Here is a 14,221-nt window from a genome sequence, read left to right as displayed (position 1 = left end):
CTTCCTGCGGGCCGGGACGGGGGGTCGTGCCGTGAGGGGCGGTCGGAGGGGTGGTCAAGGCGTGGCCTGCCACGCCTCGATGGGGTTGCCCAGCCACCGCGTGTCCGCGGGGACGGACTCGGCGCGCATCACCAGCGAGGCCGGGCCCAGCGTGCTGCGCGCGCCCACCGTGCTGCCGGGCAGCACGATCCCGCCCGGGCCCAGGGTGGCGCCCTCGCGGAGGACCACAGTATCCATCCGCATGATCCGGTCGTGGAAGAGGTGCGTCTGCACCACGCAGCCCCGGTTCACGCTGACCCCGTCCCCGAGGGTGACCAGGTCCGCCTCCGGCAGCCAGTAGCTCTCGCACCACACGCCGTGCCCGACCTTGGCGCCGAGCGCCCGCAGCCACAGGTTCAGCACCGGGGTGCCCGGCACCGCGCCGACCAGCCACGGCACCGCCAGCACCTCCACGAAGGTGTCGGCGAGCTCGTTGCGCCACACGAAGCCGCTCCACAGCGGGTGCTCCACCGCCCGGAACCGCCCGACCAGCAGCCACTTGGCCGCCACCGCGACCAGGCAGGCCACGCCGCCCGCCGCCAGCAGCACCGGGCCCGAGAGCAGGGCGGCGGCGAGCGGCGACCAGGAGCCGACCAGCCAGGACAGCGCGGCCGCCGTCACCAGGCCCAGCGCCGCCGAGGCCAGCACCGGCACCAGCCGGCCCACCTCGACCAGCCCGCGCGCCCACAGCAGCCGGGCCGGCGGCTCGTAGGTCAGGCTCTGGTCCGCCTGGTCCGCCGCGCGCGGCAGCCGCATCGGCGGCATGCCCAGGTACGAGCTGCCCTTCTTCGCCTTCTCCGGCGTCGCCGAGAGCACGCCGACCAGGCCCCGCTTGGGCACCGAGCGGCCCGGCGCGGTCATCCCCGAGTTGCCGAGGAAGGCCCGCTCGCCGACCTTCGCCTCGCCCAGGCGCATCCAGCCGCCGCCCAGCTCGTACGGCGCGATCAGGGTGTCGTCGGCCAGGAAGGCGCCGTCCCCGACGGTGGTCAGGCTGGGCAGCGCGAGCACCGTGGACACCTCCGCGCCCCGGCCGACCCGCATCCCCAGCGCCCGCAGCCACAGCGGGGTGACCAGCCCGGCGTACAGCGGGAACAGCACCTCGCGGGCCCGGTCCATCAGCTGGGTGACGGTCCACGCCTGCCAGCTGACCCGGCCCTGCAGCGGGTGCACCCCGGGCACCAGGCCGATGCTCAGCAGCCGCACCAGCGCCACCAACTGCGCCGCGTACACCGCGCCGAAGGCCAGGGTGGCGGGCAGCAGGCCGAGCAGCGCGCCGCCGAGGGCCGGTCCGAGGGCCGCGCCCTGGTCGACGAAGCGGGAGAGCACGGCCAGCGCGGCCACGGCGGGCGCCATCGGGAGCAGGCCGAGCACGGCGTCGCCGACGCCGTACAGCGCGGCCCAGGCGGGCCGTCGGACCGGAGGTTCCTCGGGCCAGGACCACTCGGCCCGGCCCAGCTTGACGGCGGGCGCGCCGCCCCAGCGCTGTCCGGTCGGCACCTGGCCGGTGACGCTGGAGCCGGGCAGCACCTGGGCGCGCTTGCCGACCCGGGCACCGGGCAGCAGCGTCGAACGGGTGCCGACCACGGCGTCGGCGCCGACCTTGACCTGGCCGACCTCCAGCCGGTCGCCGTCCAGCCAGTAGCCGGACAGGTCGACCTCGGCCTCCACGGCGCAGCCCCGGCCCAGCTTGAGCATCCCGGTGACCGGCGGCAGCGAGTGCAGGTCCACCTCCTTCGCGACCTTGGCGCCCAGCACGCGGGCGTAGGGGATCAGCCAGGCGCCGGACAGCTCGGTCGCGCCGCTCAGCTCGGCGAGCCGCTCGGCCGCCCACAGCCGCAGGTGCACGGCGCCGCCGCGCGGGTAGCTGCCGGGGCGCAGGCCGCGCAGGAGCAGCCGGGCGCCACCGGCCCCGATCGCGAGCCGGCCCGGCGAGCTGTACAGCGCGAGCGCGCCCGCGCCGACCGCCCACCAGGACGCGGTCGGCGCCCACGGGTAGTCGCCGAGGTGGGAGAGCAGGTTTCCGGCCGCCAGCAGGGCGACCGTCCAGCGCAGGCCGACCACGGTGAACAACGGGATCAGCAGGAGCAGCTGCAGCAGCTTGGCCCGGGTCGGCACCAGGGCGACGGTCCGGGCCTCGCCGCCCTCGGCGGCGGTGCGCTCCAGGTGCCGGGCGAGCTTGCGCAGCGTCGGGTGCTGGTAGATGTCCAGCACGGCGGCGCTCGGGTAGCGGGTGCGCAGCAGGGTGGTCAGCCGGGCCGCGGCCAGGCTGCCGCCGCCGATCGCGAAGAAGTCGTCGCGCGCACTGCCGACCTGCACCCCGAGGATCTCGGCCCACTGCTCGGCGAGCCAGGCCTCGGTGCCGTACAGCTGCTCGTTCGGCCCGGCGGCCTCCAGCTCGGGCAGCGGCCAGGGCAGCGCGTTGCGATCCACCTTGCCGGAGGTGCGGGTGGGCAGGGTGTCGACGGGGGCGAGCAGCGGCACCAGGGCGGCGGGCAGCTCGGCGCGCAGCCGCTCGACGGCCTGCTCGCGGTCGAAACCGTCCTGGACCACCAGGTAGCCGACCAGCAGCTGGTTGCCGCCGCGCGCGGTCCGCACGGCCGCGGCCGCACCGGCCACGCCGGGCAGCGCCTGCAGGGCCGCGTCCACCTCGCCGAGCTCGATCCGGCGGCCGCCCAGCTTGATCTGCTCGTCGGTACGGCCGAGGAACAGCAGGCCGGCCGGATCGGCCTGGACCAGGTCGCCGCTGCGGTAGGCCCGCTCCCAGCCGAGCGAGGGCAGCGGCGCGTACTTCTCCGAGTCCTTCTCCGGATCGAGGTAGCGGGCCAGGCCCACCCCGCCGATCACCAGCTGCCCGGTGCCGCCGGAGGCGACCGGCCGACCGGCCTCGTCCACCACGGCGAGGTCCCAGCCGTCCAGCGGCAGGCCGATCCGGACCGGCCCCTCGCCGGTCAGCAGCGCGGCGCAGGCCACCACGGTGGCCTCGGTCGGGCCGTAGGTGTTCCACACCTCGCGGCCCTCGGTGACCAGGCGCTGCACCAGCTCGGGCGGGCAGGCCTCGCCGCCGAAGATCAGCAGCCGGACCTCGTTGAGCGCCTCGGCCGGCCACAGGGCGGCCAGGGTGGGGACGGTGGAGACCACGGTGATCTCCTGCTCGGCCAGCCAGGGGCCGAGGTCGGCGCCGCTGCGCACCTGGGAACGGGGGACGGGCACCAGGCAGGCGCCATGTCGCCAGGCCAGCCACATCTCCTCGCAGGAGGCGTCGAAGGCGACCGACAGGCCGGCCATCACCCGGTCGCCGGGGCCGATCGGCTCCTCCTGGAGGAAGAGCGCGGCCTCGGCGTCGACGAAGGCGGCGGCGTTGCGGTGGGTGACGGCGACGCCCTTGGGCTTGCCGGTCGAGCCGGAGGTGAAGATGATCCAGGCGTCGTCGGCCGGGGTGGGGCGGCGCCCGCCGACGGGTTCGCGGGTGCCCGTCGTGGTGAGGGCCCGCTCGGCGCCGAGGACGGCGGCGACCTGGGCCTCGCCGAAGACCAGCTGGGCGCGCTCGTCCGGGTCCTCGGCGTCCACCGGGACGTAGGCGGCCCCGGCGGCGAGCACGGCCAGGATCGAGACGTACAGGTCGTTGGTGCCCGACGGCACCCGGACGCCGACCCGGTCGCCCGGGCCGATGCCGGCGGCGGCCAGCCGCCGGCGCAGCTGCTCGACCTCGGCGGCCAGGGCGCGGTAGCTGAGTACGGTGCCACCGTCGTCGAGGGCCGGTTCGTCGGGGTGGGCGCGCACGGTGGCGTCCAGGACGTCGACCAGGGTGCGCGGGTCGGCGGCCGGGCGGCCGGGGAACAGCACGTGCTGCGACTCGGCCTGCGGTGGCTCGGCGTACTGCTCCGGGTGGATCGGTTCAGCAGTCATGGCAGCCCGTGCGCTCCTCGTCCTCGCCCCGTTCCGACCGATGCCCGGCCCCTGGGGCGGTGGGAGCACCGCCTGACCGGGTGACCCCACTCCGGGGCCGGAGCGGACAACCCGACCGATAGTAGCCCCGGGCTCACGGCCCGGCAGGAGCGGATACTCGGCCCAACTGGGGCCGGAATGACCGAATCTGACGTTCTATCAGTCAACAACACGGGCCGTGACACTCTGATGTGACGACACGTCATTCAAATTGACGGATCGTCAGGTCAGATTTTGGATCGTGATCCATGCCACAGTGAATGCTGCTCCCTCCGGGTGACGGGCCCGGCGTCTCGGCCTCGGGCCCGGCCCGCCACACCGACGGGGTGCTCAGCGGAAGCGGTGCAGGTGCTCGCCGAGGAAGGCCTCCAGGGTGCGCGGGGCGTGCCCGACCAGGCGGGTGAGGGTGTCGTCGGGCGACTCCTTGCGGACCACCGCCAGCTGTTGGATCTCGACCACGTGGGTGGCCAGCCAGTCCGGCATTCCGGCCCGGCCGGTCAGGTGGGCATGCAGTTCGGCCGGCGCCAGGTCGAGGTAGCGGACCGGTCGGCCGAGCAGTTCGCCCAGCAGGGCGGTGAGCTCCGGGTGGCTGTACGCCCGACCGCCGGTGAGCGGGTAGGTGCTGCCGCCGAGCTCCGGGCGGGTGAGGACCTCGGCCGCGACGTCGCCGATGTCCCGGACGTCCACGTAGTTGCACCGCGCCCGTCCCATCGCGCCGTGCACCACCCCGGCAGCTGCGATGCCGGGGGCCAGGAGCAGCAGCTTCTGCATGAAGGCGTACGGGCGCAGGATCGTGGTGCGGACGCCGCAGGAGCGCAGGCGCTCCTCGATCAGGTGGTGGCCGCGGGAGACGGCGACGGGGGAGTCCGCCTCGGCGGCAGGTGCGGAGACCTTGACGATGTGCTCCACGCCGCCGGCGACGGCCGCGTCGATCGCGTTCAGCTCGTGCCGGACCTGGTGCGGGCCGTTGGCCATGGTGAGGAACAGCTGGTGCGCGCCGCGGAAGGCCGCTCGCAGCGAGTCCGGGTCGGCGGCGTCGGCCGCGACGGCCTCGGTGCGGGCGAGCGTGCGGTCGTCGAGTTCGGCCGCCAGTCGGGCGGGCTCGCGGCTGAGCGCGCGGCTCGGGGCACCCAGGGCGGCGAGGCTGCGTAGGGTGGCGCCGCCGGTGGCGCCACCGGCGCCCATGATGACGATCATGACGTCTGCCTTTCGGGTCGGGCTGCGGAGTGGAGTCGGTGCTGCGATTCCCGGGCGGGGCGGCTGCCGCGCCAGCGCCAGGTGATGATCGTGGCCGCGATCGCGGAGGAGACCGGCAGGTCGACCGGCAGCCGGTGCGGCCAGGGGCTGTCGCCGAGTGGCGGGAACTGCGGGAGCCAGTGCGCGGCGGCGAGGCCCATGGCCAGGGCGAGTGCCGCGGCGGCCAGGCCGAGCCCGGCGGCCGCGAGGACGCGGGGTGTCCGGGCGGGCCGGGTGCGGGCGGGACGGCGGCGCAGTGCGGCGCCGAGGGCGGCGGCCACGGCGGCGGAGGTGCCGCCGATGGTGGTCAGCGCGGCGAGGACCAGCTGCGGCTGCCGGGTGACCGCTCCGCCGAGACCGGCCATCACAGCCGGCATGGCGTAGGCGGTCAGGACCTCCCGCCACAGGACGAAGGGCGGGGGTGCGCCGGATGCCTTCTTGCTCACGGGTTCTCCTTGGCTGGTTCTGATAGGGCTGGTCCTGATTGCCCCGGGTTCCGATCAGGCGCCTAAGTATTTGTGCTTAGGTGCCTAACTATTGGGGCCGGGTGAAGGCGGGCCGCCTCGGCCCGCCTTCGGGTGGGTGGGTCAGTCCTCGGTGAGGGCGTCGATGCCCGCGACGATCCGCGCCAGCAGGTCGAGGAAGGCGGCCCGCTCCTCGACGGAGAGGCCACCGACCAGCGACTGCATCCGGGCGAAGTGCTCGGGTGCGAGCTCGCGCAGCTTGTCGGCGCCGCGTGCGGTAAGGATCACCACATTGCCCCGGCCGTCCTCGGTGGACGGGCGGCGGGCCACCAGGCCCTCCCGCTCCAGGCCGTCGACCAGTCCGGTCACGGTCGCCCGGGACACGCCGAGGCTGGCCGCGAGCTGGGAGGGCGACTTCTCGCCGCCGTGGTCCTCCAGGTCGGACAGCAGGCGGTAGCGGCCGGTGGAGAGGCCGAAGCGGCTGAAGTGCACTTCGCCCGCCTGGCCGAGCCGGGCGCCCGCCGCCATCAGCCGGGCCGCGACCAGGACTGCCTGCGGATCGGCCGTCAGGCCGTAGCGGGCGATCTGGCGGCGGGCCTGGTCGAGGGTCGGGGAGGCCGGATCGACCTCGTGGTGCGGCGTCATGGAACTAATATGGCGCCTAATCAGATTGCCGGTCAAGTAAGTGTGGCGGATCCTGCCTAGTGCTGTGACCGCATAGGTTCACCGGGTTGGCGGTCGTGGCGGTTGGATGTGCGGCGACGTCCGATCCGATCGCTGGAGGCCCGGTGGCCGAGCCTGTCCGTGTGCGCAGACTGACCGACCACGAGGGGCAGAAGCTGCAGCAGATCATGCGCAGGGGCAGCACGAGCTCGGTGCGCTACCGGCGCGCGATGATGCTGCTCGCCTCGGCGGGCGGGAACCGGGTGCCGGTGATCGCCCAGCTGGTCCAGGCCGACGAGGACACCGTGCGCGATGTGATCCACCGCTTCAACGAGATCGGCCTGGCCTGCCTGGACCCTCAGTGGGCGGGAGGCCGTCCCCGCCCACTCAGTCGTGAGGACGAGGACTTCGTCATCCGGACGGCCACCACTCGCCCCACCAGGCTCGGCCAACCCTTCACCCGCTGGTCGATCCGCAAACTCGCCGCCTACCTGCGGAAAGTGCACGGCCGCGTCATCCGCATCGGCCGTGAAGCCTTACGGTGCCTGCTCAGGCGCCGCGGCATCACCTTTCAGCGCACCAAGACCTGGAAGGGGCTGCCGGCGACCTGCCGCCGCACTCACGGCGTCACCTACTTCCACGGCTGCTACTCCGTGGGCGACGACCGCCTGTGGGGTGTCAACCGACGTCGCAAGGGCACCGCCAAGACCCTGGCCGCACTCAAGTCGATCCGTGCCGCCCGACTAGACGGGCGCCCCCGTCTACATCATCCTGGACAACCTCTCCGCCCACACCGGCGCGGACATCCGCCGCTGGGCGAAGAAGAACAAGGTCGAGCTGTGCTTCACTCCGACCTGCGCTTCCTGGGCCACTCCGATCGAGGCCCACTTCGGCCCGCTGCGGCAGTTCACCCCGGCCAACTCCCACCACCGCAGCCACCCCGCACAAACCCAGGCACTGCACCGCTACTTGCGCTGGAGCAATACCAACGCCCGCCACCCCGACGTACTCACCGCCCAACGCAAGGAACGCGCCCGCGTCCGCAGCGAGAAGGGCATCCGCTGGGGCGGACGCCCCCTCGACACCGCAGCCTGACCAACCGCGAACCGCAGCCCCCGAGCGCCGAAGGGGGCAAGTTCAGGAGAAGGACAGCGACAGAAGGATGACTCAGGAGGCAGACGGTTCGATCTCCCCCGCAAAGACGATGACCTGGTCGATGAGGCTCCGCCGCAGATGGACGACGTCCGTTCCCGCCAGGCGGGGACCTCCGTCCGGCGTGGTGAAGACCCACTGGTACCGGGCCCACTCGTCAGGCATGTCCACCGCCGAGCAGCGCGCCATCGTGCCGGTCCCCGCCGGGTGGCGCCGGATGTCCAGCACGAACCGCTCGACCGCCGCGATTCCTTCGCTGCGACCCAACGGCCCCCAGAAGACCACGTCTGAGGTCAGAGCCTGGGAGAGCAGGGCAGTCACATAGCTGTCGTCCGAGGCGTTGAACGCGGAGATGAACGTGTCGATCGCGGAGCGTGCAATCTCTTCCTGCATGCCCTAGTAATACCAGCCGTTTCGCGTGCGCTCGTCCCGCGAGCCGCCTTCCGGTCACGGTGAACCATCCCGGTCACAGCACTGGGCGGCACGGGGAGCGATCCGGGGCGGCGTCCAGTCGGCGTGCTTCAGGACGGTCCGGATCATCGCGCCGGGTGGGGTCAGCCGGATCGCGGCGTTGCGCAGGCCCACCGCCAGCGGGTTGGTGAGCTGCTGACCCATCCGGCCGGCCCGGCGGGCGTCCCTGGCGACGGTCTGACTGCGCGGACGGCGCGCCGCGTCGTAGCGAGTGAGGGCGCCCTCGACCGTCCGCCCCTCGGCGACCGTTGCGGCCAGGGTCACCGCGTCCTCCAGGGCCTGGCAGGCGCCCTGGCCGAGGTGGGGCGTCATGGCGTGTGCCGCGTCGCCGAGCAGGGCGATCCGGCCCGAGGCGTAGGAGGGCAGCGGGGTGACCAGCTCGTTGACGTCGTGGTGCAGCACGTCCTCCGGGCGGGTCGCGGCCAGCAGCGCGGGGATCGGGTCGTGCCAGCGGGCGAAGCGGCGGCGCACTTCGGCCAGCGAGTCCCGGTAGCGCACCCCGGCCGGGGCGTTCAACACGGCGTGCCACTCGGCCCGGCCGTCCGGGAAGGCGATGTGGCCGAACTCGGCGCCGTGGCCCCAGGTCAGCTCGAAATCGGAGGCCAGTCCGTCGACCGGGCGTTCGGTGATCGCCCGCAGCACCGTCGAACCGCTGTACACCGGGCCAGGGTGAGCGGGGAAGAGGCGGCGCCGGATCCGGCTGTTGATGCCGTCGGCCGCCACCAGGAGGTCGGCCTCCAGGGTGGTGCCGTCGTAGCCCACCGTGACCCGGGCGGGGTGCGAGGTGTCGACCTCGGTCACCTCGGCGCCGATCACCAGGGACTCGGCGGGCAGCGCCTCGCGCAGGATGCGGTGCAGGTCCGCCCGGGGGACGCCGACGATCGGCGCCCCCAGCTCCCGCTCCAGCGCCTTGCCGTCCATCATGGCGAGCCGACGGCCGTCCGGCGTCCACGTCCCACCGGTGTACTGCCGCCGCGAGGCCGCCTCGACGGCCGCACCCACCCCGAGGATCCCGAGCGACCGCATGCCGTTGGCGTGGAGCGAGATCCCGGCCCCGGCATCGTCCAGGACAGCCGCCCGCTCGACCACGGTCACGTCCCACCCCGCCAGCCGGAGCCCGATCGCGGCCGCCAACCCGCCGATCCCGCCCCCGACCACCACCGCGCTGTTGCTGCTCATGCCCGGTCCTTCCCGTGCTGCCATGCTGTCTTCTACATCTGTAGAAGGAGCGTACTACGGGCTTGTCCGGACGGGCGGGGTGGGCTTCTCCGGCGCTGCGAGGGTCCGTCGATGCCCGGCGGGTTGCCCGGTGGCTGGCGGCTCGGCTCGGGGTCGGGAGAGGCCGCCGTCGGCGCGGGAGCCCGGCGCGCAGCGGAGGCGGCCGCGCGCGGTGCCGTTCCGGCGGCCCGGGGCGGGGTGTCGTCGGCGTGGTCCTGCGGCGCGGCCCCTTCTGTGGCCCTCTGTCACCGGGGTGGGCGGTTCGGGGGCCGGTGCCGGTAGAAAGGGGGGATGCAGCGAGATGAGGAGCAGGGGCAGGGTGGCGCTGGTCGGGCGGGGCGTCCGGATCGGCGGACCGTGCTGGCGGACGCGGCGATCGGTGTGCTGGCGGACGCGGGCGTGCGGGGGCTGACCCACCGGGCGGTCGACGCGGCGGCCGGTCTGCCGATCGGCACCACCTCCGCCTATCTGCGGACCAGGCAGGCGCTGCTCACCGCCCTGGTGCGGCGGTTGGTCGAGCTGGACCAGGGCGAGCTGCAGGCCATGGGGGAGGAGCGGGTGGTGGTCCGGTCGGTGGATGAACTGGTCGAGGGGATCCGTGAGTTGATGCGCCACCGGTTGACCGGCGAGGGGCGGCGGCGGTCGCTCGCGCGCTACGCCTGCGCGGTGGAGAGCGTGCGCGACCCGGAGCTGCGGGAGATCCTCGTGCCGCGTGAGAACGCGGGGCGGGCCGTCGTCCGCGCGTTCCTCGCCACCCAGGGCGTCACCGACCCCGACGGGCGGACCGCCACGCTCCTGGCCTGCATCGACGGGCTGGTCTTCGACCGTCTGGTGGGCGGTGGCGAGACCGGGACGGACGAGATCCAGGGCCTGGTGGCGGCCGCCCTGCGCGGCGCGAACGGGGGCTAGCCGGTCACGAGCCCGCTCCCTTCGCGAGCTCCAACTCGGCGGCGTAGCCGGCGAGCAGGATGCGGAGGGTGCGGTGGAAGCATTGCTCGGAATCGAGGCCCTCGCCGGTGGCGAAGGCCTGGGCCAGATGGGGGTAGGCGTCCCGGTCCAGGGCCGCGAACTGCTCGGGTTGCGGCTCGGTGCCCTCGTGGTGGGGCGTCTCGCCGACCTCGCCCAGGGTGTGTCCCAGGGTCCACCGGACCGCGGAGTTCAGCACATTGAGCGCGTCGGCCAGCGGAACGCCGTCCTCGCGCAGCACCGTGATGCCGCGTTCGAGCAGGGCGAGCGCGCCCGGGGTGGCGGCCGGGCGGGTGGCGAGCACGGTGAGCATGGCCGGATGGTCGAGCAGCAGCCGGCGCAGGGCGACGGCGAACTCCCGGACCACGTCGGTCCAGGGGCCGCTCGGTTCGGCGAAGAGCTCCCCGGCGGACAGCTCCAGCAGTCGCTCGACCATGCCGTCCAGCAGGGCGGCCTTGCTGGGGACGTAGTAGTAGAGCGTCATGCCCTCGACGCCGAGCGCCGCGCCGAGCTTGCGGTTGGAGAGCGCGGTGAGGCCGTGCTCGTCGACGTAGGCGAGGGCGGCGTCGATGATCTTCTCGCGGGTCAGACCCGTCCTCGGGCGTGTGCGTCGGCCCGGCATCTGCTCCTCCTGGGTCTAGGGGTGGCCCTGTGGGGTGGCACCGATGGAGCCTTGACAACTCTTACAGCGCAAGAAAACAATAGTCGACGTCAGCTTCTTGCGCTGCAAGAAACACATTGGGGGAGGACGTCGTGCAGCTCGTCGCCGTTATGGTGCGCAAGCTCAACGAGGGTGTGGAGTACGGGGAGTTCCGCAAGGCCTGGATCCCGGACGAGGTGTTCCCGGACGACCCGCGCACCCGGGTGATCAGCGCCACCGCGCTGGAGGACTCGCGGGAGATCATCACCATCGCGCTCATCGAGGGCGACCACGGGCCGGAGTCCATGCAGGCGTGGATGGAGAGGCTCGGCCCGGTCGAGGAGCGCCGCTTCGAGCGGATCAAGGACCTGGTCGGCCCGCCGACGCTGAACGCGGTCTACCAGGTGGTCGCCGAGGACAACTTGTCGCGGCCGATCGCCGAATAGCGGCGGTCGACCCCGGGCCGCGGGTAGCGCGGGAGACCTGCGGCCCGGTCGCCGGTTGCCGGCCGTGGATGCGGAAGAACCGCCTGGGAGAACCAGCGAGGATGAACCACCATCAGGTCAATCAACCGTCAAGTCGGTTCATTCACAGAATGTTCTGACCGTCCATGATGTGAAGTCCGAAATATTTCCGCTGCTTCGAGGTCTTCCCACGGAGATCTCCGGCTGACAGGCTGGGGCCGCCCTTTCAGTACGGAGGAGGTTCCTTGTCCCGCATATCCACGTTGGCCGGAGCGGTCACCTGCGCGCTCGCCCTTGTCACCGGTACCGCCGTCGCCGCGTCGGCCGCGCCGTTCGACCAGGCGCCGGGTGCCGCGGCCGCCGAGGCGAAGGTCGACCCTGTCGACTGGAAGCCGTGCAACCCGGACCCGAGCAAGCCGGACCCCGGCATCTACGACTGCGCCGTCTATCCCGTGCCGCTGGACTACGACAATCCGTCGGGCGAGAAGGTCGGCATCGCCATGATGCGGCGGCGGGCGAGCGACCCGTCGAAGCGGATCGGCTCGCTGTTCCTCAACCCGGGCGGCCCGGGCGGCAGTGGCTACATGTGGGCGACCACCACCCGCTTCGGCGCCGAGGTGCAGTCCAAGTTCGACCTGGTCGGGTTCGACCCCCGGGGTGTGGCCCGGAGCAACCCGCTCAAGTGCTTCAAGACCCAGGAAGAGGCCGACGCGGTCAACAACCGCATGGTCGGCGTGCCGGTCACCAAGGCCGAGATCGCCGACACCCTGGACGCGGACCAGGACTACACCGACGCCTGCAGCAAGAACGCCGGCCCGCTGATCGAGCACATGTCGACCATCAACGTGGTGCGCGACCTCGACCGGATGCGTCGCGCCGTCGGCGACTCCCAGCTCACCTTCGCCGGATTCTCGTACGGCACCCTGATCGGTTCGACCTACGCGAACATGTACCCGAACAAGGTGCGCGCGATCATCATCGACGGCAACGTCGACCCCAACCTGCGCCTGCACAACGGCCTGGAGTACGACCGCCAGCGGGCGGGCGGCTTCGAGCTGGCCCTGGACGAGTTCCTGAAGCGCTGCCAGGCCGCCGGCGCCCCGCGCTGCGCGTTCGGCGACGGCGACACCCGCGCCAAGTTCGACGAGCTCCGCGACCACCTGCGGACCAGCCCGATCACGCTGTCGAACGGGTCCCAGGTGACCCTGAGCAGCTTCACCAGCGAGGTGGCCGGCGCCCTGTACTCGCAGGCCAAGCTGGCTCCGCTGGCGAAGTCGCTGCAGGCCACCTACCAGGTGATGCAGAAGCCGGCCGCGGCCGCCCTGCTGGCCCCGAAGGCGAACGTCCCGGACGACGAGGCCAACCAGCTCACGGTGAACCTCCCGCGCGCGCTGCGTGAGGCCCCGGCGGACTCCGAGTACACCGCCGACGACTCCTACATGGGCGTCAACTGCCAGGACAAGCCGTACCCGTCGAACGACCGGGTGTTCGCCAACGCCGCCCGGGTCTGGGAGCAGGAGTCCCCGACCTTCGGCCGCTACCAGGCCTTCGACGCCCCCGCGTGCGCGAGCTGGCCGGCCCCGGCCCGGGACGCCGAGCGCTTCAGCGGCCCGTGGAACAAGAAGACCTCCAACACCGTCATGGTGATCGGCAACCTCTACGACCCGGCCACCCAGTACAAGTTCGCCCAGCGGATGCAGCAGGAGCTGGGCAACGCGGTGCTGGTCAGCGTCGACTCGATCGAGCACTGCGCCGTCGGCCGCAGCAAGGCGCTGAACGCGCTGGTCACCCGCTACCTGGTGGACGGCACCGCGCCGCAGCCCGGTCAGCTGCTGAAGCCGGACGCCGAGATCTTCCCGGCGGTCTGAGGGATCTCCCCTCGAACGCCCGGCCGTTGAGGCCGGGGCTGTGGTGGTCGGCGGCTCCGCCGGCCACCACAGGCGTGTTCTCCGGCCGAGGCCCCGGATCGCGCGGACAATGCGACAGGGGATCGTCATCGAATCTCCTTCGGAACGGATTCTGTGGAGTCGTCGGGGACCATAGTCGACGCCACTGACAATCGACGTCCCGCACGCCCCTCGGGGACAGCATCGGCGGACCCTCGAAGGATTGCCGAAAATGACGTACTGTCACACTAATTCGTAAATGAATTCCCACAAGTGAATACCCGTGTTAGCGTCCGGCTCGCCAGGCTTCCTCGAACCAGAGAAAGTGGGGGAAGGCCATGCGACACGAATTCTCCGGCCAGTCGATCCTGCCCGGCGATCCGCGCTACCAGACGCTGAGTCAGGGCTTCAACCAGCGCTGGCGAAGCCGACCCGCCTGCATCCGGCTGGTGGGCGACGAGGCCGACGCGGTGGCCGAGTTGAACCGGGTGCTGGACCGCGGGCTGCGTCCGACCGTCCGCGGCGGCGGCCACTGCTACGAGGGCTTCGTCGACAACGACCGGGGCGTGATCCTCGATCTCAGCACGATGCGCGGCGTGGCGGCGTCGACCGACAAGTGCGACCGGCCCACGTACTGCGTCGAGGGCGGCGCCACCAACTGGGACGTCTGCACCACGCTGTTCCGGGAGCACGCCGTCACCCGGCCCGCCGGGGCCTGCTACTCGGTCGGCGCGGGCGGGCACATCCGCGACGGCGGGGGAGGGAACTTCGGGGTGGTGCTGCGCTACCACTTCGCGGCGGACGTGCCGCAGCCGCCGCCGCGGGTCTGGCTCAGCAGCATCGCCTGGCCGTGGGACGAACTGGTCAAGCGGCCGGGCGACTTCGAGACGCTGCCGACCAACTTCGGCGCCTTCCTGGCCGACCACAGCGGCCCGCGGGAACCGCTCTACGACGGGCTGTTCGCGATCCTCAAGCTCACCCACCGCTGCAACGGGAACGTCGTGCTGTTCAGTCAGTGGGATGGTGAGGACCCGGCGCTGTTGGACGAGTTCGCGGCGGCCGTCGGGCAGGGGATGG

At 72.6% G+C, this 14,221-nt stretch carries 10 protein-coding genes and 2 pseudogenes; 5 read left to right on the top strand and 7 right to left on the bottom strand.

All coding sequences use genetic code 11. From position 1 onward, the window contains the following. Window positions 1–54: 54 nt before the first annotated feature. From ACGF12_RS10495 to ACGF12_RS10480, 4 genes are all read right to left on the bottom strand, one after another. Complete coding sequence (locus ACGF12_RS10495) at window positions 55–3,945, bottom strand: Pls/PosA family non-ribosomal peptide synthetase (RefSeq protein WP_393027895.1); 3,891 nt, start codon at window positions 3,943–3,945, stop codon at window positions 55–57. Between the two features lie 369 nt (window positions 3,946–4,314). Further along, the gene (locus ACGF12_RS10490; protein WP_393027894.1) at window positions 4,315–5,181 is read right to left on the bottom strand and encodes an NmrA family NAD(P)-binding protein; all 867 of its coding nucleotides are present in this window, start codon (window positions 5,179–5,181) and stop codon (window positions 4,315–4,317) included. Next, on the bottom strand, window positions 5,178–5,666 hold the full coding sequence (locus tag ACGF12_RS10485) for a hypothetical protein (protein ID WP_393027893.1): 489 nt from the start codon (window positions 5,664–5,666) through the stop codon (window positions 5,178–5,180). Before ACGF12_RS10485 ends, ACGF12_RS10490 begins: the two co-directional genes overlap by 4 nt. A gap of 141 nt (window positions 5,667–5,807) precedes the next feature. After that, complete coding sequence (locus ACGF12_RS10480; protein ID WP_393027892.1) at window positions 5,808–6,329, bottom strand: MarR family winged helix-turn-helix transcriptional regulator; 522 nt, start codon at window positions 6,327–6,329, stop codon at window positions 5,808–5,810. Window positions 6,330–6,472: 143 nt separating this feature from the next. Here ACGF12_RS10480 and ACGF12_RS10475 point away from each other — a divergent pair. Continuing rightward, window positions 6,473–7,442, top strand: a pseudogene (locus ACGF12_RS10475) (helix-turn-helix domain-containing protein). Window positions 7,443–7,514: 72 nt separating this feature from the next. Here ACGF12_RS10475 and ACGF12_RS10470 read toward each other — a convergent pair. Both ACGF12_RS10470 and ACGF12_RS10465 read right to left on the bottom strand, forming a co-directional pair. After that, window positions 7,515–7,892: a nuclear transport factor 2 family protein gene (locus ACGF12_RS10470; protein ID WP_393027891.1), complete on the bottom strand. Its 378-nt coding sequence runs from the start codon at window positions 7,890–7,892 to the stop codon at window positions 7,515–7,517. A gap of 54 nt (window positions 7,893–7,946) precedes the next feature. Next, window positions 7,947–9,149 (bottom strand): FAD-dependent monooxygenase, encoded by a 1,203-nt coding sequence (locus ACGF12_RS10465; RefSeq protein WP_393027890.1) that lies wholly within the window; start codon window positions 9,147–9,149, stop codon window positions 7,947–7,949. A 330-nt stretch (window positions 9,150–9,479) separates the two neighbouring features. Here ACGF12_RS10465 and ACGF12_RS10460 point away from each other — a divergent pair, with 330 nt between their 5' ends. Further along, window positions 9,480–10,097 (top strand): TetR/AcrR family transcriptional regulator, encoded by a 618-nt coding sequence (locus ACGF12_RS10460; RefSeq protein ID WP_393027889.1) that lies wholly within the window; start codon window positions 9,480–9,482, stop codon window positions 10,095–10,097. A 4-nt stretch (window positions 10,098–10,101) separates the two neighbouring features. Here ACGF12_RS10460 and ACGF12_RS10455 read toward each other — a convergent pair whose 3' ends face one another. Next, window positions 10,102–10,776: a TetR/AcrR family transcriptional regulator C-terminal domain-containing protein gene (locus ACGF12_RS10455; RefSeq protein ID WP_393027888.1), complete on the bottom strand. Its 675-nt coding sequence runs from the start codon at window positions 10,774–10,776 to the stop codon at window positions 10,102–10,104. Window positions 10,777–10,907: 131 nt separating this feature from the next. On the opposite strand from ACGF12_RS10455, the gene ACGF12_RS10450 reads away from it, so the two are divergent. The 3 genes and pseudogenes from ACGF12_RS10450 to ACGF12_RS10440 all read left to right on the top strand — a co-directional run. Then, window positions 10,908–11,240 (top strand): hypothetical protein, encoded by a 333-nt coding sequence (locus ACGF12_RS10450; protein WP_393027887.1) that lies wholly within the window; start codon window positions 10,908–10,910, stop codon window positions 11,238–11,240. A gap of 263 nt (window positions 11,241–11,503) precedes the next feature. Next, the gene (locus ACGF12_RS10445) at window positions 11,504–13,126 is read left to right on the top strand and encodes an alpha/beta hydrolase (RefSeq protein WP_393027886.1); all 1,623 of its coding nucleotides are present in this window, start codon (window positions 11,504–11,506) and stop codon (window positions 13,124–13,126) included. 356 nt (window positions 13,127–13,482) lie between these two features. After that, window positions 13,483–13,905: pseudogene (locus ACGF12_RS10440) on the top strand (FAD-binding protein); the annotation flags it as partial. Window positions 13,906–14,221 lie beyond the last annotated feature (316 nt).

The organism is Kitasatospora sp. NPDC048296 (assembly GCF_043201815.1).
Taxonomy (GTDB): domain Bacteria; phylum Actinomycetota; class Actinomycetes; order Streptomycetales; family Streptomycetaceae; genus Kitasatospora.
This window is presented reverse-complemented; position numbering and strand designations above follow the sequence as displayed.

Excerpts from the sequence above, each read along its gene's own strand:
- ACGF12_RS10465 (WP_393027890.1), bottom strand. The coding sequence starts at position 9,149 with ATGAGCAGCAACAGCGCGGTGGTGGTCGGGGGCGGGATCGGCGGGTTG.
- ACGF12_RS10460 (WP_393027889.1), top strand. The coding sequence starts at position 9,480 with ATGCAGCGAGATGAGGAGCAGGGGCAGGGTGGCGCTGGTCGGGCGGGG.
- ACGF12_RS10480 (WP_393027892.1), bottom strand. The coding sequence starts at position 6,329 with ATGACGCCGCACCACGAGGTCGATCCGGCCTCCCCGACCCTCGACCAG.
- ACGF12_RS10455 (WP_393027888.1), bottom strand. The coding sequence starts at position 10,776 with ATGCCGGGCCGACGCACACGCCCGAGGACGGGTCTGACCCGCGAGAAG.
- ACGF12_RS10470 (WP_393027891.1), bottom strand. The coding sequence starts at position 7,892 with ATGCAGGAAGAGATTGCACGCTCCGCGATCGACACGTTCATCTCCGCG.
- ACGF12_RS10490 (WP_393027894.1), bottom strand. The coding sequence starts at position 5,181 with ATGATCGTCATCATGGGCGCCGGTGGCGCCACCGGCGGCGCCACCCTA.
- ACGF12_RS10495 (WP_393027895.1), bottom strand. The coding sequence starts at position 3,945 with ATGACTGCTGAACCGATCCACCCGGAGCAGTACGCCGAGCCACCGCAG.